General features: G+C 69.2%; 26 protein-coding genes and 1 pseudogene. 17 read left to right on the forward strand and 10 right to left on the reverse strand.

The window, feature by feature from the left end; genetic code table 11:
- Positions 1 to 6 precede the first annotated feature (6 nt).
- The 7 genes from A5712_RS15730 to A5712_RS15760 are packed head-to-tail and all read left to right on the forward strand — an operon-like array spanning position 7 to position 6,375.
- Entirely contained in the window at positions 7 to 1,161 is a 1,155-nt protein-coding gene (locus tag A5712_RS15730) for a virulence factor Mce family protein (RefSeq protein WP_068106868.1), read from the forward strand.
- Positions 1,155 to 2,705, forward strand: a complete 1,551-nt coding sequence (locus A5712_RS15735) for a virulence factor Mce family protein (protein WP_068106871.1) — start codon at positions 1,155 to 1,157, stop codon at positions 2,703 to 2,705. The genes A5712_RS15730 and A5712_RS15735 overlap by 7 nt, the downstream gene beginning before the upstream one ends.
- Positions 2,675 to 3,460, forward strand: a complete 786-nt coding sequence (locus A5712_RS15740) for an Mce protein (protein ID WP_068106872.1) — start codon at positions 2,675 to 2,677, stop codon at positions 3,458 to 3,460. Before A5712_RS15735 ends, A5712_RS15740 begins: the two co-directional genes overlap by 31 nt.
- A complete protein-coding gene (locus A5712_RS15745) occupies positions 3,457 to 4,443 on the forward strand; it encodes an RDD family protein (RefSeq protein ID WP_068106874.1) in 987 nt (328 codons plus the stop codon). The genes A5712_RS15740 and A5712_RS15745 overlap by 4 nt, the downstream gene beginning before the upstream one ends.
- Positions 4,440 to 4,994, forward strand: coding sequence for a mammalian cell entry protein (locus tag A5712_RS15750; protein ID WP_068106876.1), 555 nt, complete (start codon positions 4,440 to 4,442; stop codon positions 4,992 to 4,994). The genes A5712_RS15745 and A5712_RS15750 overlap by 4 nt, the downstream gene beginning before the upstream one ends.
- Positions 4,961 to 5,662 (forward strand): mammalian cell entry protein, encoded by a 702-nt coding sequence (locus A5712_RS15755; protein WP_068106878.1) that lies wholly within the window; start codon positions 4,961 to 4,963, stop codon positions 5,660 to 5,662. Before A5712_RS15750 ends, A5712_RS15755 begins: the two co-directional genes overlap by 34 nt.
- Positions 5,663 to 5,685: 23 nt before the next feature.
- Positions 5,686 to 6,375 (forward strand): YoaK family protein, encoded by a 690-nt coding sequence (locus A5712_RS15760; RefSeq protein ID WP_068106880.1) that lies wholly within the window; start codon positions 5,686 to 5,688, stop codon positions 6,373 to 6,375.
- Here the strand turns inward: A5712_RS15760 and A5712_RS15765 are convergent.
- The 4 genes from A5712_RS15765 to A5712_RS15780 all read right to left on the reverse strand — a co-directional run bounded on the left by A5712_RS15765 (position 6,368) and on the right by A5712_RS15780 (position 10,570).
- Positions 6,368 to 7,477: a phosphodiester glycosidase family protein gene (locus A5712_RS15765; RefSeq protein ID WP_156766586.1), complete on the reverse strand. Its 1,110-nt coding sequence runs from the start codon at positions 7,475 to 7,477 to the stop codon at positions 6,368 to 6,370. The two genes, A5712_RS15760 and A5712_RS15765, sit on opposite strands and share 8 nt — an antisense overlap.
- Before the next feature lie 79 nt (positions 7,478 to 7,556).
- Positions 7,557 to 8,975, reverse strand: coding sequence for a YhgE/Pip domain-containing protein (locus A5712_RS15770; RefSeq protein WP_068106883.1), 1,419 nt, complete (start codon positions 8,973 to 8,975; stop codon positions 7,557 to 7,559).
- Between the two features lie 47 nt (positions 8,976 to 9,022).
- Positions 9,023 to 9,748: a pirin-like bicupin family protein gene (locus tag A5712_RS15775; protein WP_068106885.1), complete on the reverse strand. Its 726-nt coding sequence runs from the start codon at positions 9,746 to 9,748 to the stop codon at positions 9,023 to 9,025.
- 9 nt (positions 9,749 to 9,757) lie between these two features.
- Entirely contained in the window at positions 9,758 to 10,570 is an 813-nt protein-coding gene (locus tag A5712_RS15780) for a MarR family transcriptional regulator (RefSeq protein ID WP_068106887.1), read from the reverse strand.
- Between the two features lie 105 nt (positions 10,571 to 10,675).
- On the opposite strand from A5712_RS15780, the gene A5712_RS15785 reads away from it, so the two are divergent.
- On the forward strand, positions 10,676 to 11,809 hold the full coding sequence (locus tag A5712_RS15785) for a dihydrodipicolinate reductase (protein WP_082973467.1): 1,134 nt from the start codon (positions 10,676 to 10,678) through the stop codon (positions 11,807 to 11,809).
- Here A5712_RS15785 and A5712_RS15790 read toward each other — a convergent pair.
- A complete protein-coding gene (locus tag A5712_RS15790) occupies positions 11,786 to 12,706 on the reverse strand; it encodes a DMT family transporter (protein ID WP_068106911.1) in 921 nt (306 codons plus the stop codon). The two genes, A5712_RS15785 and A5712_RS15790, sit on opposite strands and share 24 nt — an antisense overlap.
- Before the next feature lie 173 nt (positions 12,707 to 12,879).
- Here A5712_RS15790 and A5712_RS15795 point away from each other — a divergent pair, with 173 nt between their 5' ends.
- The gene (locus A5712_RS15795; RefSeq protein ID WP_068106891.1) at positions 12,880 to 13,731 is read left to right on the forward strand and encodes a LysR family transcriptional regulator; all 852 of its coding nucleotides are present in this window, start codon (positions 12,880 to 12,882) and stop codon (positions 13,729 to 13,731) included.
- Between the two features lie 9 nt (positions 13,732 to 13,740).
- Here the strand turns inward: A5712_RS15795 and A5712_RS15800 are convergent, their stop codons facing one another.
- Both A5712_RS15800 and A5712_RS15805 read right to left on the reverse strand, forming a co-directional pair.
- On the reverse strand, positions 13,741 to 15,141 hold the full coding sequence (locus tag A5712_RS15800; RefSeq protein ID WP_068106893.1) for an alpha/beta hydrolase domain-containing protein: 1,401 nt from the start codon (positions 15,139 to 15,141) through the stop codon (positions 13,741 to 13,743).
- Between the two features lie 2 nt (positions 15,142 to 15,143).
- Positions 15,144 to 16,253, reverse strand: a pseudogene (locus A5712_RS15805) (sigma-70 family RNA polymerase sigma factor).
- Here A5712_RS15805 and A5712_RS15810 point away from each other — a divergent pair.
- From A5712_RS15810 to A5712_RS15825, 4 genes are read left to right on the forward strand one after another with little or no spacing between them, the layout of a single operon-like run.
- Positions 16,201 to 17,040, forward strand: a complete 840-nt coding sequence (locus A5712_RS15810) for an alpha/beta hydrolase (protein ID WP_156766587.1) — start codon at positions 16,201 to 16,203, stop codon at positions 17,038 to 17,040. The pseudogene A5712_RS15805 and the gene A5712_RS15810 sit on opposite strands and share 53 nt — an antisense overlap.
- 35 nt (positions 17,041 to 17,075) lie before the next feature.
- A complete protein-coding gene (locus tag A5712_RS15815; protein WP_068106899.1) occupies positions 17,076 to 17,825 on the forward strand; it encodes a DUF2786 domain-containing protein in 750 nt (249 codons plus the stop codon).
- Positions 17,822 to 18,322 carry a TIGR04338 family metallohydrolase gene (locus tag A5712_RS15820; protein ID WP_068106901.1) on the forward strand — a complete coding sequence of 167 codons (501 nt, stop codon included), beginning with the start codon at positions 17,822 to 17,824 and terminating at the stop codon, positions 18,320 to 18,322. The genes A5712_RS15815 and A5712_RS15820 overlap by 4 nt, the downstream gene beginning before the upstream one ends.
- On the forward strand, positions 18,319 to 20,436 hold the full coding sequence (locus tag A5712_RS15825) for a glycoside hydrolase family 3 protein (protein ID WP_197519405.1): 2,118 nt from the start codon (positions 18,319 to 18,321) through the stop codon (positions 20,434 to 20,436). Before A5712_RS15820 ends, A5712_RS15825 begins: the two co-directional genes overlap by 4 nt.
- Positions 20,437 to 20,471: 35 nt before the next feature.
- On the opposite strand, the gene A5712_RS30290 is transcribed toward A5712_RS15825, so the two are convergent.
- Positions 20,472 to 20,618, reverse strand: a complete 147-nt coding sequence (locus A5712_RS30290) for a metallothionein (RefSeq protein WP_081665563.1) — start codon at positions 20,616 to 20,618, stop codon at positions 20,472 to 20,474.
- A gap of 88 nt (positions 20,619 to 20,706) precedes the next feature.
- Here A5712_RS30290 and A5712_RS15830 point away from each other — a divergent pair, with 88 nt between their 5' ends.
- Entirely contained in the window at positions 20,707 to 21,366 is a 660-nt protein-coding gene (locus A5712_RS15830) for an O-methyltransferase (protein ID WP_068106903.1), read from the forward strand.
- A gap of 4 nt (positions 21,367 to 21,370) precedes the next feature.
- On the opposite strand, the gene A5712_RS15835 is transcribed toward A5712_RS15830, so the two are convergent.
- Complete coding sequence (locus A5712_RS15835) at positions 21,371 to 22,354, reverse strand: nitronate monooxygenase (protein ID WP_068106916.1); 984 nt, start codon at positions 22,352 to 22,354, stop codon at positions 21,371 to 21,373.
- 115 nt (positions 22,355 to 22,469) lie between these two features.
- On the opposite strand from A5712_RS15835, the gene A5712_RS15840 reads away from it, so the two are divergent.
- Positions 22,470 to 22,910, forward strand: a complete 441-nt coding sequence (locus tag A5712_RS15840; RefSeq protein ID WP_068106905.1) for an SPW repeat protein — start codon at positions 22,470 to 22,472, stop codon at positions 22,908 to 22,910.
- Positions 22,911 to 22,936: 26 nt separating this feature from the next.
- On the opposite strand, the gene ilvD is transcribed toward A5712_RS15840, so the two are convergent.
- Positions 22,937 to 24,628: a dihydroxy-acid dehydratase gene (gene ilvD / locus A5712_RS15845; RefSeq protein WP_068106907.1), complete on the reverse strand. Its 1,692-nt coding sequence runs from the start codon at positions 24,626 to 24,628 to the stop codon at positions 22,937 to 22,939.
- A 75-nt stretch (positions 24,629 to 24,703) separates the two neighbouring features.
- Between ilvD and A5712_RS15850 the strand changes: the two genes are divergently transcribed.
- Positions 24,704 to 24,994: a metal-sensitive transcriptional regulator gene (locus A5712_RS15850; RefSeq protein ID WP_067005235.1), complete on the forward strand. Its 291-nt coding sequence runs from the start codon at positions 24,704 to 24,706 to the stop codon at positions 24,992 to 24,994.
- Between the two features lie 119 nt (positions 24,995 to 25,113).
- A complete protein-coding gene (locus tag A5712_RS15855; protein WP_068106909.1) occupies positions 25,114 to 26,370 on the forward strand; it encodes an MFS transporter in 1,257 nt (418 codons plus the stop codon).
- The last annotated feature ends 185 nt before the right edge of the window (positions 26,371 to 26,555 follow it).

Here is a 26,555-nt window from a genome sequence, read left to right on the forward strand (position 1 = left end):
GTGCGAATGGTCCGTTTGATTCGGCGTCGGGCATGGCAGGGGTTGGTGCTGCTGGTGGCCGCGCTGGTGCTGAGCTCATGTGGTTGGAAAGGGATCTCCAACGTGGCGATCCCGGGCGGTCCGGGCAGCGGCGGCGGGTCGTACACCCTTTACGTGCAGATGCCGGACACGCTCGCGATTAACGGCAACAGCAAGGTGATGGTCGCCGACGTGTTCGTCGGCTCCATCAAGGCGATCAACCTGAAGAACTGGGTGGCGACGCTGACGCTGGGCATCGACAAGAGCGTCAAGCTGCCGAAGAACGCCACGGCCAAGATCGGCCAGACCTCGCTGCTGGGTTCGCAGCACGTGGAGCTGGCCGCCCCGCCCAACCCGTCGCCGGAGCTGCTCAAGAACGGCGACACCATTCCGCTGAAGAACTCCTCGGCATTCCCCACCACCGAGCAGACGCTGGCCAGCCTGTCGCTGATCCTGCGCGGTGGCGGCATCCCCAACTTGGAGGTGCTGCAGAACGAGGTCTTCAACATCTTCAACGGGCGGGGCAACCAGATTCGCGCCTTCCTGGGCAAGCTGGACACCTTCGTCACCCAGGTCAACCAGCAGCGCGATGACATCACCCACGCGATCGACTCCACCAACCGGCTGCTGAGCTACGTGGGTAATCGGGCGGACGTCCTCGATCGAGTTCTGACCGACATCCCGCCGCTCATCAAGCATTTCGCCGACACCAAGCAGCTGCTGATCAACGCCGTGGACTCGGTCGGACGGCTGAGCGCGGCCGCCGATCAGTACCTGTCGGAGGCGCGGGGCCCCCTGCACCAGGACCTGCAGTCGCTGCAGTGTCCGCTCAGGGAGCTCGGCAAGGCGTCCCCGTATCTGATCGGAGCGCTGAAGCTGATCCTGACGCAGCCCTACGACATCGACACCATTCCCAAGCTGATGCGCGGTGACTACCAGAACATTTCGATCACGCTGGACGTCACCTGGAGCGCTATCGACAACGCGTTCCTGACGGGAACCGGGTTGTCGGGGGCGCTGCGGGCGCTCGAGCAGTCCTACGGGCGGGACCCGGAATCAATGGTCCCGGACGTCCGCTACACGCCCAACCCGAACGACGCGCCCGGCGGGCCCTTGGTGGAAAGGGCGGACAGGAATTGCTGACTCCCTTCGTCCGACGCCAACTGATCGCCTTCGGGATCCTGACGGTGATCTCGATACTCGTGCTCGGCATCTACTATCTGCAGGTTCCGAGCCTCATCGGCGTCGGCCGCTACACGCTCAAGGCCGACCTGCCCGCCTCCGGCGGCCTGTACCCGACGGCCAACGTGACGTATCGCGGCATCACCATCGGCAAGGTCACCGACGTCGAGCCCACCGAGAACGGCGCCAAGGCGACGATGAGCATCGACAGCCGCTACAAGATCCCGGTCGACGCGGTCGCGAACGTGCACTCGGTGTCGGCGGTCGGTGAGCAGTACCTGGACCTGGTGTCGACCGGCAACCCGGGCAAGGACCTCGCCGACGGGCAGACCATCACCCACGGCACGGTGCCCAGCGAGATCGGGCCGGCGCTGGACACCGCCAACCGGGGTCTCGCCGTCTTGCCCAAGGAGAAGATCGGCCAGCTACTCGACGAGACGGCACAGGCAGTCGGCGGGTTGGGGCCGGCCCTGCAGCGGTTGGTCGACTCCACGCAGGCGATCGTCGGTGACTTCAAGACCAACATCACCAACGTCAACGACATCATCCAGAACTCCGGGCCGGTCCTGGACAGCCAGGTCGAATCCAACGCCGCGATCGAGCGGTGGGCACGCAACCTGAACAACCTGGCCGCGCAGGCCGCGCGCGAGGACAGCCACGTGCGCAGCGTGCTCCGCCAGGCCGCCCCGACCGCCGATCAGGTCAACGAGGTGTTCAACGACGTCCGCGACTCGCTGCCGCAGACGCTGGCGAACCTCGAGGTCGTGTTCGACCTGCTCAAGCGCTACCACACGGGCGTCGAGCAGGTCTTCGTGTTCCTGCCCCAGGGCGCCTCGATCGCGCAGACGGTGGCCGCGCCGTTCCCCAACCAGGCCGCGCTAGACCTGGCGTTGTCGATCAACCAGCCCCCGCCCTGCCTGACCGGCTTCATTCCGGCTGACGAGTGGCGGTCGCCGGCGGACACCAACCTGGCGCCGTTGCCGTCGGGCACCTACTGCAAGATTCCGATGGAGACACCGGCCAACAGCGTGCGCGGTTCGCGCAACATTCCGTGTACCGACATCCCCGGCAAGCGGGCCGCCACCCCGCGGGAATGCCGCGATCCCAGGCCCTACGTTCCGGCGGGCACCAACCCCTGGTACGGCGACCCGAACCAGATCCTGACCTGCCCCGCCCCGGCGGCGCGCTGTGATCAGTCGGTGCGCCCCGGCATGGTGATTCCGGCGCCGTCCATCAACAACGGACTCAACCCGGCTCCGTCGGACCGGGTCCCGGGCACGCCGCCGCCGACCAGCGACCCCTTGTCGCGCCCGGGAAGCGGCACCGTGCAGTGCAACGGCCAACAGCCCAACCCGTGTGTCTACACTCCGAGCGGGCCCCCCGCCGCCATCTACAGTCCGCAGAGCGGTGAGCTGGTGGGGCCCGATGGAGTGAAATACTCCGTCGAGAACTCGACGAAAACAGGAGACGACGGATGGAAGGAGATGCTGGCGCCGGCCGGCTGAACCCCCCACCCATGCCGAGGTTTCGTCGACTGCGCAAGCCCTCCCAGAGATCAAGTCCGAAGATTCATCAGGAGCCGGCGGCTGCTGACGACGAGACGACCACGCAGGTGACGGACGAGGAATCGCCCGCGGACGTGGGTTCGCCGGAAGCCACACCCGAACCCGAGGCCGAATCCGAGCCTGAATCCGAGGCCGAAGCCGAATCCGCCGAGGCCGAAGCCGAATCCGCCGAGGCGCCTGCGGGCGTCGAACGGCGTCCGTCGCGTCTGGGGCGCGGGTGGCTCTCCGGCATTGCCGTGGCGCTCGTGCTGTCGGCCGCCGGCCTCGGGGTCGGTAGCTACTTCGCGCTGCGCTATCACCACGAGAGTCAGGTCATCGCGCGCAACGACGCGGCCGCGCTCAAGGCGGCGGTGGATTGTGTGTCGGCGACCCAGGCGCCCGACACCAACGCCATGGTCCAGAGCGAACAAAAGATCATCGAGTGTGGCACCGACGCGTTCCGCTCCCAGGCGCTGCTGTACACCAACATGGTCGTTCAGGCCTATCAGGCCGCGAACGTCCACGTTCAGGTTGCCGATGTGCGTGCGGCGGTGGAGCGCAACAACGACGACGGCTCGGTCGACGTGCTCGTCGCGATGCGCGTCAAGGTCGCGAGCGATCAGTCGCAAAAGGAGACCGGCTACCGCCTGCGGGTGAAGATGGCATACGCCGAAGGGCAGTACCGGATTTCCAAGCTCGACCAGGTGACGAAGTGACGGTGGTGGTCGAGGAGATTCAGGCTCGGGCACACACCACGGCGGCCACACCGGAGTCTCCGCGGGATGCCTTGGCCCCCTGGCACGTTCGCGTGGCCGCGTTCGCCGTCGACGCCGTCCCATGCATCGCCGTCGCGGTGACCATGGCGTTGGTCGCCTGGACCGTGGATCAGCATCCGGTGTGGTGGTGGACCTGCGTCTCGGTCGCCGGCCTCGCCATCCTGCTGATGTTGGTCAACCGGTTGCTGTTGCCGACCGTCACGGGCTGGAGCCTGGGACGCGGCTTGTTCGGAATCGGGGTGGTGCGCCGCGACGGCGCGGCCATCGGGCCGTGGGGATTGCTGCTGCGGGACCTGGCCCATCTGCTGGACACCGTGTCGGTGGTGGGATGGCTTTGGCCGCTGTGGGATTCGCGGCGCCGCACGTTCGCCGACATGCTGCTGGGCACCGAGGTGCGCCGCGTCGAATCCGACGAGGCGCTGCCCAAGTTGCGGCGCTGGACGGCGGTGGCAGTCTCCACCGCGGCGGTGGTGTGTGTCGCCGGCGCCGCGGTGAGCTACCTGGTGGTGTTCTCGCGCGACCGGGCCAGCGATCAAACCAGGGCAGAGATCCAGGCGCAGGGGCCCAAGATCGTGGCGCAGATGTTGACCTACGACCCAAAGTCGTTGCGCGACGACTTCGCTCGGGCCCGGTCGCTGGCGACCGACAAGTACCGGGGTCAGCTGGCGGCGCAGCAGGACGTGGTCGAGAAGGGCAATCCCGTCGTCAACGAGTACTGGCCCACCGACGGGTCGGTCCAATCCGCCACGCCGGACAGGGCGACGATGCTGCTGTTCCTGCAGGGCCGGCGCGGCGTCGGGCCCGACGAGCGCGCGATCAGCGCCACCGTGCGGGTGGAATTCGCCAAAGGCGCGGACCAGCATTGGCGCGTCGATGACCTCACGGTGCTGACCAGGCCGAAACCGCCCGGGAACGGAAAATGAGCCCCCGCCGCAAGTTTGAGCCGGGCGAGGAACCGCTGCTCGTCGCGCGCCCGGTGCCGCCGGGCCGGCCCTGGTGGCAGCCGGCGGCTGGTGTGGCCGCCGCGGTGCTGATGGTTGCGTCGATCGCGGCGTGCACCCTGATGCTGATCTCGCATCAATCGCGCGTGCGCACGGCCGCCAGGGAGCGCCAGGTGCTCAGCTACGTGTCGGGATTCATGGCGCAGTTCACGTCCATCGACCCGTATCACGCCAACGACTATGTGACGCGGGTAATGGCCCAGGCCACCGGCGAATTCGCCAAGCAGTACCACGAGAAGGCCAACGAAATCCTGCTCCAGGTGGCCCGAGCCGAGCCCGCGACCGGCACCGTCCTGGGCGCGGGCCTGGAACGGTGGAACGACGACGGCACCGCCACCGTGATGGTGGCCACCGACGTGACCTCCAAGTCGCCGGACGAAAAGCAGGTATTCGACAACACCAATCGGTGGATGGCAACCGTCACGCAGGAAGGGAATCAGTGGAAGATCAGCAACCTGATACAGGTGATCTGACCGCCGAAGCGGCGACGACGGACGAATCCACGAACGAGGACGTCGAAGCCACCGGCGTGGAGCCCGACGAAAGCGCCGAGCCGACAACCGAATCCGCAGAAGGTGAGGAGGCGGCGGAGACCAAGCGTGCTCGCCGTCCCCGACGCAAGATCTTCGCCGGCAAGCGGCTCGCCATCGCGATCGCGGTGGCCGCCGTGCTGTTCGTCGGCTCCGCGGCGTTCGCGGGCGCGGCGGTGCAGCCGTATTTGACCGATCGTGCCACGGCCGCAACGAAATTGAAGGTGGCGCGCACGGCGGCCAACGCGATCACGACGCTGTGGACCTACACTCCGGAGAACATGGACGGCCTCGCCGATCGCGCCGCCGCCTACCTCAGCGGTGACTTCGAGGCCCAGTACCGCAAGTTCGTCGACGCGATCGTGGGCCCCAACAAGCAGGCCAAGGTCACCAACAGCACCGAAGTGACCGGCGCGGCGGTCGAATCGCTGGACGACCCGAACGCCGTCGTCATCGTCTACACCAACACCACGTCCACCAGCCCGCTGACCAAGAACATCCCGTCGCTGAAGTACCTGTCCTACCGGTTGTTCATGAAGCGCACAGGCGGCCATTGGCTGGTGACGAGGATGACGACCATCACCTCGCTGGACCTGACACCGCACGTCTAGGACGACGGGATCCCAAGCAGCCCATGGCCGTTGCGTCGCCGGTCTCCGAGCGCTCGACCGTTGCCGCGCTGCTGCTGCTGACCTTCGCCACCGGCCTCGCGGACGCGATCAGCATCCTGGTGCTCGGCCACGTCTTCGTGGCGAACATGACCGGCAACGTGATCTTCCTGGGCTTCTGGCTGGCCCCGAGAACCAGCATCGACCTGACGGCGGTCGTGGTGGCCCTGCCCACCTTCGTCTGCACGACGATCGTCAGCGGCCGGTTGGCAAGGCATTTCGACCAGCGGACGCGGTCGTGGATCAGCACGGTGCTGGCCACCGAAATCGTGTTGTTGCTCGCCTTGTCGATTCTGGCCGGCGCGGGTGTGCTGCACTACCACGACAACACCAAGCTGATCATGATCGGCATGCTCGCGGTGACCTTCGGTCTGCAGCATTCCAGCGCGCGCCAGTTCGGCATTCAGGAGCTGTCCACCACGGTGCTGACGTCGACCATCGTCAGCCTCGGCCTGGACAGTCATCTCGCCGGCGGCACGGGCGAGCGCGAAAAGCTAAGGTTCAGCGTGGTTTTCACGATGTGTGCGGGAGCCTTGGTGGGTGCCACGATGTCGCGATTCGTCGTCGCCCCGGTGTTCACGGTCACGGCCGCGGTGGTGGCGACGAGCCTGCTGATCTTTCGCTACGGCCCGAAGGCGCCATCGACGGCTAGTTGAAGGCCAGCCAGCTGGGCAGCGCGCGCTCGTGGGAGTCGCATAGAACCTGGCGGGTGTCGCACGATCCCCGCGGTGAGCCGGCGCCGGCCCACATGCCGCCGGTGTCACGCCGCAGCACGATCGCCGACGAGCCGCCGCCGTCCAGCAGGACCGCGGTGTCGCTACCCAGCCCGCGGAACAGGTCCTGGATGTTGTCCGGCGTGTAGCTGCCGCCCTCGAAGATGTACATCTCGTCTCTTTGCTTCACATACGCGAGGGCCGTGCGCGCCGCGCTGGGACCGCCGTCGTTGAGCTGCCCGGTCTTGCCGGGCGACAACAGGCCGATCCCCGACACCGCGACGAAGCGCTCGTTGCGGTTCAGCAGGTCCGCGACCACCGGGGTGGCGACGTCATAGTCCTGTGGGCTCCTGGCCCGCAACACGTACGGCGCGCCACCGTCCGGCAGGATCATCGTCGACAGGGCACTCCAGCTCTCGCCGCCGCCGGACAGGCCCTGCTTGCCCGGGTACGCGACGGTGCCGGTGACCGCCTGGTTCGCCCGGCCCTGCCCGTGCGTGTTGTCGACGAACGCGCCCAGCGGTGAGCTGCAGCCCGTCTGGCGCCACGAGCCGCCCTTCTGCGGCCGGATGTCGAAGAAGTTGGCGTTGATCGCGATCGTCGGCTGCCCCATCCGCTGCCACGCCTGCAGCGGCGCGTAGACCTCAGACGCCTGCCACAGCCCCTCGCCGGTGCGGGCCCCCGGATTGTTCTCGCAGCGCGCCTGATCGCCCTGGTGGCTGTCCACCAGGAGGTGCGGCGCGAGCCGGCCCGCCGCGTTCTTGATGACCATCAGGTGGCCACCGTTGTTCATCTCGTACCAGCTGCCGCCGGCGTTGAGCATGGGCGTGGGGTGACCCGGACCGAAGTTGTAGACCAGGTACGAGCCCTTGGTGGTCTCGATGGCGCTGGCGAGCAGGTCGCGCCCGTCAGCGGCGTGGGCGACGGGTTGTCCGGTGGTGCTCGCCAGCACGGCGCACGCGAGGACCGCGGTGCAGCAGGCCGCCAGCCGGCGCAAGCTGGCGAGGGGCGTCAGCACGATGGACCTTTCGGCACTGATAGCTATGCAACATCAATAGCATCAGTCACACCAGTCACACTGTCAACTTCGATAACGAACGCGTGACGCTTAGGCCGCACTCGAATTACGTTTGCCGGCTTGGGCTTTCGCTCTCGGTCTCGGCGGGGGTGTCGGTCGGAGTTTCGGCGATGTCCGCATCGGGGCGCTCACGCTTTTGCGCGCGCGCCTGGTGCTGGGCCTGGTGTTCCGCGGCGATCGCCAGCTCGACCGCGCCCGGGATGCGGTGGAAACCCTTGCGGTCGTAGAGGTGCGTAACGATGCCGCCGAGCAGGAGGCCGATGGCCAGCCCGATGCCGGTCAACCACAACGCCTGCGACAGACCGGCATCCGCGCGGCCGTTGAGATAGACCAGCGAGCGCACGCCGAGGAAAACCTGGTGCATCGGCTCGAATTTGGCGGCCCAGCGGAAGAACGGCGGCGTGGCCTCCAGCGGGACGGTGGCTCCCGCGGACGGTAGCCCGAGGATCACGAAGATCAGCATGCTGACCAGCAGGCCCATCGAACCCAGCACCGACAGTATGGAACTCGACGTGATGCCCACCGCGATGATCGCGAAGACGCCGTACGCCCACAGTTGCCAGCCCAGCGGGATCGGCATGCCCAGCCCGTGCGCGATGGCCAGGTATACGCCCGAAGTCAGCAGCGCCAGCACCGTCATGATGGCCCATTTGAGTTGCAGCGTCTGGAATCGCGAGATCTTGACCTGCTCGGCGAAGCGGTACACCGGGCCCCACTCCGCCGGCACGTAGCCGAGCAGCGCGTCGACCAGCGTGCTGACCACGACGCTGCCGGTAAAGCCCGCCAGCAGCAGCAAGAGCGCAAAGTAGAAGGCCGACAGCCCGTTGCCGGTGCCGTTCGGCAGGGCGTTGTAGACGCCGGACTTGACGTCGATCGGGTTGGCCAGGCCCAGCGCCGACGCGCCGGTCAGCGGCGCGCCTCCGGTCTCGGCCGCGACGTCGGCCGAAAGCCGTTGGCCCACTCTGCCATTGGCCACGGTCATCGCCTGGGTCAGCGTCTGGCCGGCGATGCTGGCGCCGAGGGTGCCCGCCCGCGGGTTGGTGGCGATGGTGACCGAGGGCCGCGTCGTGCGGCCCGGCGTGACCGCGCTGGCGCCGAACTCGTGAAGGTTGGACGAGAAGGTGGGCGGAATGACCAACTCCCCGTAGACGTGTGCGGTGTCCAGCAGTCGCTGCGCCTCGTCGTGGGACACCACCCGGACGTCGAACTTGTTCTTGTCCAACCCGGCAACCAGGCCGTCGGTTATCTGAGCGCCGGTCGGGCCGGCGTCCTCGTTCACCACGGCGATCGGGAAGTGCCGCAGGTTGGTCATCGGGTTCAGGATGCCCCCGAGGTATAGCGCGCACAGCGCCGACATGAGCGCCAGCGTGACGACGATCGGGAGTGACCAGAACCGCACGGTCCGAACTGCCTTGACATTTCGCTTGGGGTTCGGCGCCGCGTGCCGCGGCTGCGATTGAGACATGCGGGCTCCTGTCTGTCGTGCCCACTCTATGTGTTGGCCGGGTGCCCTCAAACTCCCAACGCCGCGTGCATCTCCCAGATCAACAGCTCCGACGGCTCGCTCGCCGTCACCCGCGGTGCCTCGGCGTCGGCGAATCGGACCGCGTCACCCTCGGTGAGATCGCCGATTTCCGCCGCTTGAATCCGGCCTCGCGCGGCGAATAGATGCAGGTAGGGAGCCTGTGGCAGGTCAATCGAATCGCCGGGCTGCAGCCGCGCGACATGCAGCGCGGCGTTGCGGTTGTGCAGAGTGATGGCCGCCTCATTACCCGGTATGCCTGAGGCGATGGTCACAAGTCCGGCGTCCAGCAGCCCGGAGTCGATCTCGTGCTGTTGGTAACTCGGGTCGATGCCGGCCTCGTCGGGGACCACCCACATCTGCACGAAATGGACTGGCTCGGTGCGGGAATCGTTCTTCTCCGAGTGCAGGATGCCGCTGCCCGCCGACATGCGTTGGGCCAGGCCGGGATAAATGGTCCCGTGGTGACCGGCGGAGTCGCGGTGGGTCAGCTCTCCGCTCAGCACCCAGGTCACGATCTCCATGTCGCGGTGGGGGTGGGTGTCGAATCCCGTTCCCGGCTCGACGATGTCGTCATTGTTGACCAGCAGCAGCCCGTGGTGGGTGTTGTCGGGGTCATAGTGGTCGCCGAACGAGAACGAGTGCCGGGATTTCAGCCAGGGCGTCGTGGTGACTGCCCGGTCGGCCGCGCGGCGGAAGTCGACGATGGCGGGCATGGGTTTAGCCTAGGCCAATATTTCCTGCGCGCGCCGCAGCGCCGACTCCAGTGCTTCCAGCGTCAACCCGGTCGGTCTGCCCAGGTGGATCTCGATCTGGTACTCCGGTTGCCCGTCCCGGCCGAAGATCGGCAACACGACGAATTCCGTTGTCGCCAGCTCGGTTTCGAGTGCGTCGGTGACCGATCGTAGCGTCACCATGGTCATCAGCGTGGTCAGTTGACGGGTCACTCGCGCGGTCGGTTCCAGCGAGGCCAGCACGTCGGCCAGCCGGTGATGCAGCGAGCGGTGGGTGTCGTCGAACCGCCACGCGCCGTAACCGCGGGTGCGGATGTCGGCCAGCACCCGCCGATGCTGGGTTACCTCGGTGCGCGTCAGCCGCGGCACGACGCGGTGCAGCCAGGCGTCGACGAATTCGTCGTCGCGCCAGGCCATGGCGACCAGGCCGAACGGCGGGTCGATCGGGAAGCGCTGCCCGACGGCGTGTTCGCCGTCGGTGCCGTGGCCGACCGCGTCGACGGTGGTCAGCTGGCGCTCGCCGATCCTCGACAGCGAGCAGCCCGCGCCGAGCGCCTCGTGCAGGAAGCGCAGCGCGTCTCGCCCCCGGTCCAGCAGCGGGAACTGCGTCCGCAGCCCGTGCACCAGGCTGAACAGGCCGCTGCCCAGCACGTAGCGGCGGTCCTCGTGCCGCGCCACCCAGGCACGCCGTTCCAGCTCGGCGAGCACCAGGGCACAGGTCGACGTGCTGATCGAGCAGGCCTTCGCCAGCTGGGCCGACGTGCGCCCGTTCGGTGAATCCGCCAGGGCCGCAAGCACATCCATCACGCGAGCGGTGGGCGGTGATTTGGCGGTTGACTCACCCACGCGAAGCTCCTTACGATCCGTCCGAAATCTAAGGATAAGCGTCCTAATAATAGGAGACTCGTGGTGTTGAAGGTGGGGGTTTGGGGCCCGGGCTCCATGGGCCTGATCGCCCTGCGCGGGGTGATCGACCACCCCGAGCTGGAGCTGGTCGACGTCGTCGTGCACAGCGACGCCAAGGCCGGTCGCGACGCCGGCGAACTGTGCGGAATAGCGCCGGTGGGGGTGGTCGCGACCCAGGACCCTTCGGCGATGATCGCCGGCGAGGCCGACGCGGTGGTGTACGCCGCCGGGGCCAACCTGCGCCCGCTGGAAGCCGTCGAGGACATGGCGTCGATCCTGCGGGCCGGCAAGAACGTGGTGTCGTGTTCGGTGGTGCCGCTGGTGTATCCCGACGGGGTAGACGGCGCGTTCACGGGCCCGTTGCGGCGCGCCGCGCTCGACGGCGGTGCCTCGTTCTTCACCACCGGGATCGACTCCGGCTTCGCGAACGACGTTCTGCCGCTCGTGCTTTCAGGAGTCGCGCGGGTGATCGAATCGGTGCGGGTGACGGAGATGTTCAACTACGCCACCTACCCGGACCGGGCCGCCGTCTACGAGATCCTCGGGTTCGGCAAGCCGCCGGAGTACCAGGCCTTCGCGGCGCAGCCCGGAATATTCACCTTCGGCTGGGGGCCGGTGCTGCACCAGCTCGCCGCGGGGCTTGGCGTCAAGGTCGACCGCATCGAGGAGGCCAACGAACGCGTCGCCGCCCCCGAGTCGTTCGACACGCCCACCGGGCACATCGCGGCGGGAACCATCGCGGCGATGCGCTCGACGCTGACCGGATACGTGGGCGACAAGGCGACGTTCTTCCTCGACCACGTGACGCGGATGCGCGACGACCTCGCGCCGGACTGGCCACAGCCGCACATCAGCATCCCACCGAAGGATCTCGGCTACGGCCCGGCGTCCGGCCGCGGACTCTACCGCGTCGAAATCGAGGGATCGCCCACCATGCGTTGCGAATTCGAGATGGCCGAGGATCGCGACCACGACCTCGGCGCGCGCATTGCCGGGGCGTCGCGGATGGTCAACGCGATCCCGGCGGTGTGCGCGGCCCGACCCGGGCTGCTGTCCGCGCTCAATCTGCCGCTGATCACCGGGGCCGGGCTGGTCCGCCCGGTGCCGGGCCCGTCACCGGACAGCCGCCTCTTCTAAGCGTGGCCGCGGTGCCGCCGAGGCCCGCGGGTCGGTCTCGCGGCGCCGGCGGGCCGCCCCGCTGTTGAGCCAGCACGCCAGGCCCCCGGCGAGCAGGCCGATCGCGACCCCGATGTCGGGGCGCTGCCCGAGCATCAGCCAGGACAGCACCGCGGCGGCCGCCGGAATGACGGCGAACAGCATCGCCACCGCCGCGGCGCCGTGCAGGCTGATGGCGCGCAGGTAGATGCTGACCGCCAGCGTGGCGTTGAGCAGCACCATGGCGGTGACCGCGACGGCGGCCTTGGTCGCGTCGTGCACGGCGAACGGCGTCAGGATCGCCAGCGCGGTCGCCGGGACGAGCGCCACGGCGTTCTGCACCGCGCTCATCGCGCGGAAGTCGACGCCGGCGCAATACCGCTGCTGGTACACCCCGCCGGCCGAAAGACCAAGCAGCGCAACCACAAGCAGCGCGATCACGGGATCGACGCCGTGCGTGCCCATCAACCTCTTGGCGCACGCGGCGAGCACCGCGACCACCCCCAGCGCCAGGGCGAACACTCGCCGCGAGCCGAGCCGCTCGCGCAGGAACATCGTGGCCAGAATCGTCGTGGTGACCGGGTTCATCGCGACGACCACCGCGCAGAGCACCGCCGGCGCGCCGAGCAGCAGCGCCTCGTAGAGGCAGCAGAATTGCACGGCCTGGATCAGTAGACCCGCGACGACGACGTGCCCGAACTGCGCCCCCCGCGGCCACGCCGCTCGGGCGAGGGCGGCCCAGCACGCCAGAATGATTGCGGCAAAACCGAATCGCAGCACCAAGACGGCCATCGGGGTCATCGCCGCCACCGCCAGCGCCCCGATGGGGTAACCGATCGCGTAGGTCAGGGTGACCGCCGAGGCAGTCGTCAACGGCATGCGCGGCAGGTCCATGACCCCATGTTCGTTGACGCCGACCCACGCAGTCCAACGATTATTAGCGATCGAAACCGATCACGAATACTGATCGCATCATCGGTGGTTACAAGAATTTCCGGGTGATCAGGCTGATCGATTGATCGTATTCGCTGATCGGACTATGATTCGTCGGTATGGCTCAGGTGCTCGATATCGCGCCGCTGCGCAGCCTGGTGGCGGTGGCCGACTGTGGGGGATTTCACCGCGCCGCCGCCGCGCTGCACCTCAGTCAGTCCGCCGTCAGCCAGCACCTGCGCAAGGTGGAGAGCGTCGTCGGCGAACCGGTGGTCGAACGCTCCGGCCGGGGCGTCTTGTTCACCGAGGTCGGTCAGAAGGTGCTGCGGCACGCCCGGGCGATTCTGGAGGCGCACGACGCGGCGCTCGACGACCTCGGCGCCACCGAACACAAGCTGCTGACGATCGGCGCGACCGAGCACGGCGCGGACGTGATGCTGCCCGCCCTGACCAGCGTGCTGCGTGAGCGGCTTCCCGAGCGGCGGCCGCGGTTTCGGCTCGACCGCAACGTCTCGCTGGCCGATGCCCTCGACCGGGGCCTGCTGGACCTGGCGATCATGCTCGACGGGTCGGGGCTCGACCGCGCCAATGCGTCGGGAGTCGTTCAGCTGAGGTGGGTTTCGGCGCGGAGTTTCGCCGCTCGCCGGGGCGACCCGCTGCCGTTGGTGATCTATGCCGAGCCGTGCACGTTGCGCGAACCGGCCTTCTCGGTCCTCGAAAGGCACGGCATCGCTTACGAAATCGCCGCCGAATGCGGTGACCTGTCGGGCCTTTACGCCGCCGTGCGCTCCGGGCTCGGGTTGGCGCTGCTGCCGATGATCGGCAAGCTTCCCGACGGCCTGTGCCCGGCCGAGGGGCTGCCGGTCGCCAACTGCGCCACGGTCCTGGTGCGCGGCCGCGCCGGCATCGACCCGGACCTGCTGAGCGCCGCCGATGCCGCGGTGCGCGACGTGCTGGCCACCGAAAGCTGAACGCGCCCTTTAGTTCTGGGGGAACGTCGCGGCGGCGAGCTCGAGAATCTCGGCGCGGTCGGCCGGCAGGATGAACCCCGAGCCGATCGCGCGGTCGAGCGCCGCCGTGAAGCCGTCGAGGTATTGCGTGACCCCGCCCGGGTAGAGCCGGTCCCGCGTGGCCGCGTCGAACGGTTCGCCGGAGCCGAAGATCGCCGCCATGATGCTTTCCGCTTCGGCGATACCGGAAGTGCGGGCAATCGGCACGTCCACCCACGGGGTCCGGACGCCGCCCCGGGCCAGGCCGTGCGGATCGAGGACGGGCCGGGGCAGCTCGCCGTGCTGGACCTCCATCGGTGGACCGGCCGGCGCCGGTTCGCCGGTGCGGACCCACCTGTGCAGCGCGTCGAGCGCCGCCTGCACCACGTAGTGGTGTTGCGGCGCGAAGTTGATGTAGTGGCCCAGCTGCTGACCCATCAGCGTGTTGGTCGGCGCGTAGGCGGCCACGATCGCCTCCAGCGGCGCGGAGCCGCTGTCGATGGGCGCCACCTGGATCGTGTAGTTGTCGGCGTGTGCGGCCCCGGCGATCTCCCAGACCCGCAGCCGGTCGTGGTCGGGCTGTCTCGCGAAGTAGTAGCCCTCCCGCGGGCCGCCGAACAGGTCGGTTTCGGTGATGATCGTGACGAGCGGGACGCGCAGGTCGGAGCGGAACGCGACCGCGCCGGGCATGTCGAGGCGTGACTCGTCGAAGATGGAAACGCCGTCCAGCGGCGCCGCCGACCCGAACCGCGAGTGCACCAAAAACCCGTCGTAGCTTTGCGCGAGGGGATCCACGGCGTTGACGTAGGTCGTCAGGAACATGGCCGATTGCGACTCGCCCAGGGCGACCACGTGCCGCACCGGGAGCTCGCCCAGCGCTCCGTTGCGGACGAGGTCGCCCGCCTGGGAAAAGATGTCGTAGGAGTACTCGTCGCCCGGGTGGCTCAGGGCGGCGTAGCGGACCGGGTCCTGGCTCTTCAGGGACATGTCGAACCCCATCAGGTTCTCGCCGCCGCCGTCCACCCCCACTTTCTGGGCCGACACCGCGACGTAGGCGTAGCCCGCGCGAAGGATCTCGCGGTGCGCCATCATCCACACGGCCGGCGCGTCGATGCCGCCGCTGACGTTGAGCCATTCCACCAGCACCGTCCCGTTGAAGCGGGCCGGATCGGTCGGGGTCAGCGCCACCATTCGCGTGGTGTATTCCGCACTGCCACTTGGTGTTACGCTCCAGCCGCCGTCGGGGCCCAGCGCGGTGGTGGGTGCGTAGGAGGAGGCCGTTCCGGAGACGAAGAACTCCTCGGCGACATAGCCCAGCTCGGCGATGTCGAAGCCGCCCAACAGCAGCAGCGGCTTCCCGGGCGCGGGTGTAACGAGCGGGGGATTCGGCATCGTCACACGGTAGCGGGCAGCCCGAATTTCTCGAATAGGGTGCCGTCGAGGAAAGCCACCACGCGCGATACCCGGCCGTCGCTGACGTCGAGGACGTGCAGCTGAAACGGCACGTGCACGTCACCGGCGCGCATGTACATGGCCGCGCCGGGCTGGCCGTTGGCGACCACGGGGAGCAGGCGCATGTCGCCGGGATGTTCGGCCGGGCACTGCTGGTGGATGAGCGTGATGATGTCCCGCGGGCCGCGGTACCAGCCGGTGTACGGTGGCATCTCCCAGATGGCCTCGGCGGTGAACAACTCGACCAGCCCGTCGATGTCGTAGGCCTCGAACGCCGCGATGTAGCGGTCCAGCAGGTCCTGGGCTTCGGGGGAATCCGGCGCCGTCAGCCGGTCGCTGGAGCTGGGCTGGACGGCCTCGAGCTGGGTGCGGGCGCGCTGCAGCAGGCTGTTGACGGCGGTGGTGGTGGTGCCGATCGCCTCGGCCACCTCGGCCGCCTTCCACTGCAGCACGTCGCGCAGCAGCAGCACCGCCCGTTGCCGGGCTGAAAGGTGTTGCAGTGCAGCGACAAACGCCAACCGCACCGACTCGCGTGACCCGACGATGACCGACGGGTCCGCCGGGTCGTCCGTCAGCTCCGGCAGCGGTTCCAGCCAGGGAACCTCGCTCCGCTCCACCAGCTCGGCGGTGGGGTCGGAGCTCGGCGTCCCCAGCCCCGTCGGCAACGGCCGGCGTTGCCGGCCCTCCAGCGCGGTCAGGCAGGTGTTGGTGGCGATGCGGTGCAGCCAGGTCCGCATCGACGACTTGCCCTCGAAACGGTCGTAGGCCTTCCAGGCGCGCAGCAGGGTCTCCTGCACCAGATCCTCGGCGTCGTGCAGCGACCCGGTCATCCGGTAGCAATGCGCGAGCAGTTCGCGACGGTACGGCTCGGCGTCGGTCGAGAAGTCCCCGCCGAGCGCCGGGGCACCGCCAGATTTCTCTACGTCTTCGGTGAGCAGCCCCATGTCAGACGAGCCTACGCAGAGTCTCCGACACCGGCCTACCCCTTGTACGCTTCCCGTGATGACTACGCGCACCGAAAGCACCTTCGACGGCCTCGGCGGCGTGCGCATCGTCTACGACGTTTGGACGCCGGACACCGCGCCCCGGGCGGTGGTCGTGCTGTCCCACGGCCTCGGCGAGTACGCCCGCCGCTACGACCACGTCGCGCAGTGTTTCGGCGCGGCCGGGCTGGTCACCTACGCCCTGGACCACCGCGGCCACGGCCGCTCCGGCGGCAAGCGGATGCTGGTGCGGGACATCACGGAGTACACCACCGATTTCGACACCCTGGTCCGCATCGCCACCCGGGAGCATCCCGCCCTGAAGTGCATCGTCCTCGGGCACAGCATGGGCGGCGGCATCGTGTTCGCCTACGGCGTCGAACGCCCGGACAACTACGACATGATGGTGCTGTCGGCCCCGGCGGTGGCGGCCCAGGAGCTGGTGTCCCCGTTCATGATCCTGGCCGCGAAGGTGCTCGGCGTCGTCGTGCCGGGCCTGCCGGTGCAGGAACTCGACGTCGAGGCGATCTCGCGGGATCCCGCGGTGGTGGCGGCCTACAACGCCGACCCGCTGGTGTACCACGGGAAAGTCCCGGCCGGTGTCGGGCGGGCGCTGCTGGAGGTCGGGCAGACCATGCCGCAGCGCGCGCCGGCGCTGACGGCGCCGCTGCTGGTGGTGCACGGCTCCGACGACCGGCTCATCGCCGTCGACGGCAGCCGCCGCCTGGTCGAATGCGTGGGGTCCACCGACGTCGAGCTGAAGGTCTACCCCGGGCTGTACCACGAGGTGTTCAACGAGCCGGAGCGCGAGCAGGTGCTCGGCGACGTGGTCGCCTGGATCTCCAAACGGTTGTAGGCGACGTGTCGTCGCGCTGCGCTAGTTTGGCGCGTATGACCGACGACAAGATGCTTGCTCGCATCGCCGCGCTGCTGCGCCAGGCCGAGGGCACCGACAACTCGCACGAGGCGGACGCCTTCATGAGCGCCGCGCAGCGGCTGGCGACGGCGGCCTCGATCGACCTGGCCGTGGCGCGTTCGCACGCGGCCAAGCGCTCGCCGGTGCAGGCCCCGACGCAGCGCACCATCACCATCGGCGCGGCGGGCACCCGGGGGCTGCGGACGTACGTGCAGCTTTTCGTGCTGATCGCCCTGGCCAACGACGTGCGCTGCGATGTGGCGTCGAACTCGACGTTCGTCTACGCGTACGGGTTCGCCGAGGACATCGACGCGACCCACGCCCTCTACGCCAGCCTGGTCGTGCAGATGGTGCGCGCGTCGGATGCCTACCTGGCCTCCGGTGCGCACCGCCCAACACCGACGATCACCGCCCGGCTCAACTTTCAGCTCGCGTTCGGGGCGCGCGTCGGTCAGCGCCTGGCCGAGGCCCGCGAGGAGGCCAGGCGCGAGGCCACCAAGGACCGCCGCCGCCCGCCCGGCACCGCGATCGCGTTGCGGGACAAGGACGTTGAGCTGCGCGACTTCTACCGCGGCGCGTCCAAGGCGCGCGGCACGTATCAGGTCAGCCGCGCGACGGCGGGGTATTCGTCGGCGGCGCGCCGGGCGGGGGACCGGGCCGGTCGGCGGGCGCGGCTCGGGAACAGCGCCGAACTGCCGGGCGCGCGGAGCGCTCTGAGGCGGTGACACAGGCCCGCGATTCGCAGCGCGCCAAGGTTTATGCGGCCGAGGACTTCGTCCGGACGTTGTTCGACCGCGCCGCCGAGCACGGACTGCCTTCCGTCGAATTCTTCGGCACGCAGCTGACGCTGCCGCCGGAGGGGAAATTCGGGTCGGTCGCCTCCGTCCAGCGCTACGTCGACGAGGTGCTGGCGCTGCCGTCGGTACGACGGCGCTGGCCCGGCGTGTCGCCGCTGCGGGTGCGGCCGCGGCGGGCCGCCACCGCGGCGCACTACGAAAACCATGACGGCGCCGGCACTATCGCGGTTCCCGACCGTGACACCGCCGACTGGGCGCTGCGCGAGCTGGTGGTGCTGCACGAGGTCGCGCATCACCTGTGCCGCGCCGAGCCGGCGCATGGCCCGGAGTTCGTCGCGACCATCTGCGAGCTGGCGGAGCTGGTGATGGGCCCCGAACTCGGGCACGTGCTGCGGGTCGTGTACGCGAAAGAGGGTGTGCGGTGAGCGATCCGGACGAGCGGGCCCGCGAGGTCGAGGCCCAAATGACCGACGACGAGCGATTCTCGCTGATCCTCGGGGTGATGGGCGCGGGAGAGCTGTGGGGGCAGCGCGACGAACGCATCCCGCCGGGCGTCCCGATGAGCGCCGGTTACGTGCCCGGGATCCCGCGGCTCGGCGTCCCCGCGCTGCTGATGAGCGACGCCGGTCTCGGCGTCACCAACCCCGGTTACCGCCCGGACGACACTGCCACCGCGTTGCCGGCCGGCCTGGCCCTGGCCGCCGGCTTCGACCCGGCGCTGGCCCGGACCGCCGGCGAGGTGATCGGCCGCGAGGCGCGCAGCCGCGGGTTCAACGTGCAGCTCGCCGGCGCGATGAACCTGGCCCGCGACCCGCGCAACGGCCGCAACTTCGAATACCTCTCCGAGGACCCGCTTTTGACGGGCTTGATCGCCGCCGAGACGGTCAACGGCATCCAGGAGCAGGGCGTCATCTCGACGGTCAAGCACTTCTCGCTGAACTGCAACGAGACCAACCGGCACTGGCTGAACGCGGTCATCGATCCCGGCGCGCACCGCGAATCCGACCTGCTGGCCTTCGAGATCGCCATCGAGCGCTCCTCGCCCGGCGCGGTGATGGCGGCCTACAACAAGGTCAACGGTGACTACGCTGCCGCCAACGACGCCCTGATCAACGGGGTACTGAAAGGTGCCTGGGGATACCGCGGTTGGGTCATGTCCGACTGGGGAGGGACGCCCAGTTGGGAATGCGCGCTGGGCGGCCTCGACCAGGAGTGCGGCGCGCAAATCGACGCGCTGCTGTGGCAATCCGAGGCGTTCGGCGAGCCGCTGCGGGCCGCCCACGCCGCCGGGGCGCTGCCCTCCGAGCGCCTGTCCGACATGGTCCGGCGAATCCTGCGGTCGATGTTCGCGGTCGGCATCGACCGGCCCGAGCCCGCGCCCGCACCGGACATGAACGCGCACAACGACATTGCGTTGCAGATCGCGAGGCGGGGTATCGTGCTGCTGGCCAACCGCGGCGTCCTGCCGATTGCGTCCGAGTCCGCGGCGCGCATCGCCGTCATCGGCGGGTACGCGCAGCTGGGCGTCGCCGCGGGCTACGGTTCGAGCACCGTCGTCCCACCCGGCGGCTACGCCGGCGTGATCCCGCTCGGTGGCCTGGGCCTCGAGGCCGGGTTGCGCAACCTGTACCTGCTGCCGTCGAGCCCGCTCGCCGAGCTGCGCAGCCAACTTCCGCACGCGCAGATCGATTTCGATCCCGGCGCCAGCCCGGCCGAGGCGGTGCGGGCGGCGCGGCGCGCCGACATCGCGATCGTCTTCGCGGTCCGCGCCGAAGGCGAGGGCTTCGACGGCGCGGACCTCACGCTGCCCTGGGGCCAGGACGCGCTGGTCGCCGCGGTGGCGGCCGCAAACCCGAACACCGTCGTGGTGCTGGAAACCGGAAACCCGGTGGCCATGCCGTGGCACGACTCGGTGAACGCCGTCGTGCAGGCGTGGTATCCGGGCCAAGCCGGCGGCCGGGCCATCGCGGAAATCGTTGCCGGGCAGGTCAATCCGTCGGGCCGGCTGCCGATCACCTTCCCGGTGGACCTGGGCCAGACGCCGCGCCCGGAGCTGCCCGAGCCGGAGGCCCCGTGGGGGACGCCGACGACCATCGACTACTTCGAAGGGGCCGACGTCGGCTACCGCTGGTTCGCCAGGAACGGCCTTGCACCGATGTTCGCGTTCGGTCATGGCCTGTCCTACACCAGCTTTGAATATCGGGACCTGGCGGTGACCGGCGGCGCGAGCGTCACGGCGAGCTTCACCGTCGCCAACGTCGGCGACCGGGCCGGGGCCGACGTCCCGCAGCTGTATTTGACCGCGGCCCCCGGCGGGCGATGCCTGCGGCTGCTGGGATTTCAGCGCCTGGAGCTCGAGGCCGGCGCGACCCGCCGGGTGACGATCGAGGCCGATCCGCGGCTGCTCGCCCAGTACGACGCGGCCGCGCAAACCTGGCGCATCGAACCCGGGGGTCACGCGGTGGCCGTCGGCGCCTCGGCCGCCGCCCTCCGGCTGGAGGCCCGGGTGGAGCTGGCCGGTCGCGCGTTCGGGCGCTGATCCGCTGCGCCCGCGCGCGCGACCGGCCGGGGTGGCTACTCCACCGGCCTCAGCTCGTCGCCGCAGGTGCAGCGGTACGGCTCACCCGCGCCCGAGCAGTGGCAGGGAACCTCGATGCGAACGCGACATCCGCAGCCCTCGTGGCCACAGCTGAGCAACGTTCCCGCGTCGTATTCGGCCATTCAGATCACCCTTCTCTGTCGTCGTGGACACCTCCACTATATACCCCCTATGGGTATCTAGTAAACACCCCGGCCTAGCGTTGGCGGCATGACGGAAAACCCGACCCCGCAAGACGTGGACGCATTCCTGGACAACACACTCATCGGTGACGAGCCGGCCCTCGCCGCGGCGCTACAGACCAGCGACGCGGCCGGGTTACCCCAAATCGCCGTGTCGGCGCAGCAGGGCAAATTCCTTTCCCTGCTGGCGGGTGCCATCCAAGCGCGCCGCATCCTCGAGATCGGCACCCTGGGCGGCTTCAGCACCATCTGGCTGGCGCGTGGGGTGGGACCGCAGGGACGGGTGGTGACGCTGGAATACGAGCCCAGGCACGCCGAGGTCGCGCGGGCCAACCTGCAGCGCGCCGGCGTCGCCGACCGTGTCGAGGTCATCGTCGGCGCCGCGCTCGACACGTTGCCGACACTGACCGGCGGCCCCTTCGACCTGGTGTTCATCGACGCCGACAAGGAGAACTACGCCGCATACCTAGAGTGGGCGGTGCGGCTGGCTCGTCCCGGCTCAGTCCTCGTGCTGGACAATGTCGTTCGCGAGGGACAGATCCTCGACCCCGACTGCGATGATGAGCGGGTGCGGGCGACGCGGCGGACGCTGCAGCTGATGGGCGAGCACCCCCGGCTGGACACCGCGGTGATCCAGACGGTCGGCGCCAAGCACTGGGACGGTTTCGCCGTCGCGTTGGTCCGGTAGTGCCTCAGCGCGGGGTGAGGTCGGCGACCGCCTGTGCCGCGGACGTGAGTTCGCCGATGCGCAAGGCGGTTTCGCCCGCATACAGGGCGGCGCCGTCCAGCCACGAATCGGGCACCCCGGAAACCGGTGCCAGAGGGGTGAAGAACGGGCGGCCCGGCGACTGCAGCCGCATCAGCGCGCCCGCGTCGAAATAACCCAGCACCGCCAGCGGGCGGCTCACCGCGTTGAGAGCGGCGGGCAGGGCCTTGGCCTTCCCGTCGTCGCCGCACCAGCGCCGGGTCGCCGCGTTGGGCACCACCCGGTGACGCAGCGGCCAGCTCAGGCCGAACAGGTCGGTCTCAATGGTCCTGTCCGCGTTGATGACTCGCCGCTGGTACTCGCGACTCGCATTGGCCTCGTGCGTCAACAGGAACCGCGTGCCGGCGATGACGCCGCTGGCCCCGGCGTCCAACGCGGCGCGCGTGTCGGCGGCCGTGGCGACGCCGCCGGCCAGGAACACCGGTCGCTTCCCGGCCGCCCGCAGGGCTCGGGGCAGGAATTCCAGCGCGGGCATGGTGCCGACGAGGTGGCCGCCGGCCTCGCGTCCCTGGGCGATCAAACCGTCGGCGCCCCAGGCGATCGCGGCACGCGCCCGCTCCTCGGTACCGACCATCACGAACACGAAGATTCCCGCCTCGCGTAGGTGCTCGACGAGCCCGCGCTTTTCGCCGAACGCCAGCACGACGGCGTCCACGTGGGCGTCGACGCAGACCGTGACGTGGTGGCGATGGACGAAGGGCATCAACAGGTTTACCGCGACCGCGCGCCCGGGCGCCCGCTCGCGCACCTGATCGATCGACGCCCGAAGCTGGCGGGCGGTGGCGATGCCGAGGGTGCCGAGGGCGCCGGCATCGGCGACCGCGGCGGCCAGCGGCGCCTGCGCAATGCCGCCGCCCATTCCGGCCTGCCCCACCGGCACGTCGAGCCGCAGCCGGTCCGCGATGTCCACGCCCACGACGCTACGCGGTCTCTCGAATTGCGCGACGCCCGAGCGTAATCTTGACAGTGGATGGATGGGTGCAGCCAATCCCAAAAGGCTTGCTGCATAACAGAAAGGTCACAAAATGAGTACGGTCCATTCATCAATAGATCACCACCCCGATTTGTTGGCTCTGCGCGCGAATTACGAGCGCGTCGCCGAGTCGATGAGCGCGCACGTCACCTTCGGTCTGGCCCTGCTGACGGGCCTGTACGTGGCGGCGTCACCGTGGATGGTGGGATTCAGCGCGACGGGATCGCTTGCCACGTCCGACCTGATCGTCGGCATCGCGGTGGCGTTCTTGTCGTACGGTTTCGCAACCGCGCTGGATCGCGCGCACGGCATGACGTGGACGCTGCCGGTGCTCGGCGCGTGGCTCGTCGTCGCGCCGTGGGTGCTGCCCGGGTTCACCGCAACCGCCGGCATGATCTGGTCGAACGTCGTCGCGGGCGGGTTGCTGACGGTCCTGGGCCTGAACGCCACCTACTTCGGCGTCCGCACGCGCGAGGCGGCCACCCACGCATAGCCGTTGGGGCGCAATAGCATAGGCGGCTAGCCGCAGACCGCGCCGATCGCCGCCGAGCTCACCAACTTGACGTACTTGGCCAGCACGCCGGTCTTGTAACGCGGCTCCGGGGGCGTGAAATCCCTTCGCCGCGCTTCGAATTCGGCCGGGTCGGTCAACACGTCGAGGGTGCGGCCGGCCACGTCCAGCCGGATCCGGTCGCCGTCGCGCAGCAGCGCGATCGGCCCGCCGTCGACCGCCTCCGGGGCGATATGGCCCACGCACAGGCCGGTGGTGCCGCCGGAGAACCGCCCGTCGGTCAGCAGCAGCACGTCCTTGCCGAGCCCGGCGCCCTTGATGGCGCCGGTGATGGCGAGCATCTCGCGCATCCCGGGCCCGCCCTTGGGGCCCTCGTAGCGGATCACGACGGCGTCGCCCCCGGTGATGGTCCCGTCCTCCAGGGCGTCCAGCGCGGCCCGTTCGCCGTCGAAAACCCTTGCGGTGCCTTCGAACACGTCGGAGTCGAAGCCGGCCGTCTTGACCACCGCTCCCTCGGGCGCCAGCGATCCGCGCAGGATCGTGATCCCCCCGGTCGGGTGGATCGGGTCGGCGAGCGCGCGCAGCACCTTGCCGTCCGGGTCGGGCGGGGCGATCGCGGCCAGGTTCTCGGCCACCGTCTTGCCGGTCACCGTCAGGCAGTCGCCGCGCAGCAGCCCCGCGTCGAGCAGGGCCTTCATCACCACCGGGACGCCGCCGATGTGGTCGACGTCGGACATGACGTGGCGGCCGAACGGCTTGACGTCCGCCAGGTGCGGCACCTTCGAACCGATTCGGCTGAAGTCGTCGAGGGACAGCTCGACGTCGGCCTCGCGCGCGATGGCCAGCAGGTGCAGCACCGCGTTGGTCGACCCGCCGAACGCCATCACCACGGCGATCGCGTTGTCGAAGGCCTCCTTGGTGAGGATGTCGCGGGCGGTGATGCCGCGCCGCAGCAGCTCGACGACGGCCTGGCCGCTGCGCCGCGCGAATCCGTCGCGGCGGCGGTCGGTCGCCGGCGGGGCGGCGCTGCCCGGCAGCGACATGCCGAGCGCCTCGGCGGCGCTGGCCATGGTGTTAGCGGTGTACATGCCGCCGCACGCGCCCTCGCCCGGGCAGATGGCGCGCTCGATGGCGTCGACGTCCTCGCGGGGCATCAGGCCGCGGGCGCAGGCGCCCACCGCCTCGAACGCGTCGATGATCGTGACCTCGCGCTCGCTGCCGTCGGACAGCTTGGCCACCCCCGGCAGGATCGAGCCGGCGTAGAGGAACACCGCCGCCAAATCCAGCCGCGCCGCGGCCATCAGCATCCCGGGCAGCGACTTGTCGCACCCCGCCAGCAGCACCGAGCCGTCAAGGCGCTCGGCCTGCATCACGGTCTCGACGCTGTCGGCGATCACCTCGCGGGACACCAGCGAGAAATGCATCCCCTCGTGCCCCATCGAGATGCCGTCGGAAACCGAGATGGTGCCGAACTCGAGCGGGTAGCCGCCGGCTGAGAACACCCCCTCCTTGACCGCCTTGGCGAGCCGGTCCAGTGACAGGTTGCAGGGCGTGATCTCGTTCCACGACGACGCGACCCCGATCTGCGGCTTGGCGAAGTCCTCGTCCCCCATGCCTACGGCGCGGAGCATGCCGCGGGCGGCGGCCTTCTCCAGGCCATCGGTGACGTCACGACTACGGGGCTTGATGTCAGGGGCCATCGTGCAAGTATGCGCGGCGCGGCCAAACCAATATTTGCGGGCATACCCCGTCGGGGTACCAAGTACCATGGGTGTATGACGACCGAGCACGGATACTCGCAGCAGAAGGACAACTACGCCAAGCGGCTGCGACGCATCGAGGGCCAGGTGCGCGGCATCGCGCGCATGATCGAGGAAGACAAGTACTGCATCGACGTCCTCACCCAGATCAGCGCGGTCAACAGCGCCCTGCGCTCGGTGGCGCTGAATCTGCTCGACGAGCACCTGAACCACTGCGTGACCCGGGCCGTGGCCGAGGGAGGCGACGAGGCGGACGACAAGCTGGCCGAGGCGTCGGCCGCCATCGCGCGCCTGGTCCGTTCGTGACCACTTCTCGGTAGGCGTGTTGAACCGCTAACTGCGGGGAACCTATTGTTGCGGTGCGTACGGTAGGTGCAGCGTGATTCGCCAACCAGCCTTGCCCGGCCGATTGCGTACCCGATCCTATGACTGTCGAAGCCGCCACCACTGCCGCGCGAACGTGGACGCCACGGGTCGCGGCGCAGCTGGCGGTGCTGGCGGCCGCGGCCTTCACCTACGTCACGGCGGAAATCCTGCCGGTGGGCGCGCTCTCGGCGATCGCGCGCAACCTGCAGGTCAGCGTCGTGTTGGTCGGGACCCTGCTGACCTGGTACGCGCTGGTGGCGGCGCTGTCGACGTTTCCGCTGGTGCGCTGGACGGCGCACTGGCCGCGCCGGCGGGCGTTGGTGGTCAGCCTGGTCTGCCTTACCGTCTCCCAACTCATCTCGGCGCTGGCGCCGAACTTCGCGGTGCTGGCCGTCGGGCGGGTGCTGTGCGCGCTCACCCACGGGCTGCTGTGGTCGATCATCGCCCCGATCGCCACCCGGTTGGTGCCGCCGAGCCACGCGGGACGCGCCACCATGTCCATCTACATCGGCACCAGCCTGGCGCTGGTGATCGGCAGCCCGCTCACCGCCGCCCTGAGCCTGATGTGGGGCTGGCGGCTGGCCGCGGTCTGCGTCACCGTCGCCGCGGCCGTCGTGACCGTGGCGGCCTGGCTGTTGCTGCCCGAGCTGGTGCTGTCCGCCGACCAGCTCAAGTGCGTCGGCCCGCGGGCGCGGCACCACCGCAACCGCGCCCTGATCGTCGTCAGCCTCATCACCATGGTCGGCGTCACCGGCCATTTCGTGTCGTACACCTACATCGTGGTGATCATCCGCGAGGTCGTCGGCGTGCGCGGACCGAACCTCGCCTGGGTGCTGGCCGCCTACGGCGCCGCCGGGGTGGTCGCCGTGGGCATGGTGGCGCGCCCCCTGGACCGCCGGCCCCGGGGCGCCGTGTTGTTCTGCATGGCTGGGTTGACCGCCGCATTCGTAGTGCTGACCGCGCTCGCGTTCGGCGGCGGACGCGGCGTGGCCCCCTATTCAGTCGCGCTGATCGGGATCGCGGCCATCGTGTTGTGGGGGGCGATGGCCACCGCCGTCTCGCCGATGCTGCAGTCCGCCGCGATGCGCAACGGCGCCGACGACCCCGACGGGGCCTCGGGCCTGTACGTCACGGCGTTTCAGGTGGGCATCATGGCCGGCTCGCTGGCGGGCGGACTGTTGTACGAGCGCAGCGTCGCGCTGATGCTGACCGCCTCCGCGGGCCTGATGGGCGCCGCGCTGGCGGGCATGGCGGCCAATCGGCAGATGCTGGACCCCCAGCAGGACGTTGCCGCGGCAAGCTCACGCAATTCATAGCTGCCGAGGTCAGCGGTGTGAATCGGGCCGCGCATCGGTGCGCCGCCCGCTGTGGAGTAGGTAGCCGGGGTGCGCGCTATGCCACACTATTTCCGAGTAAGCGACCGAAGGGATGCATATGTTCGCGGCTCTGAAGGCAGCCGGATTGGCCTCCGTCTTGAGCGGGGCACTGGTGCTGGGCGCGG

The organism is Mycobacterium sp. E2327 (genome assembly GCF_001672675.1).
Taxonomy (GTDB): domain Bacteria; phylum Actinomycetota; class Actinomycetes; order Mycobacteriales; family Mycobacteriaceae; genus Mycobacterium.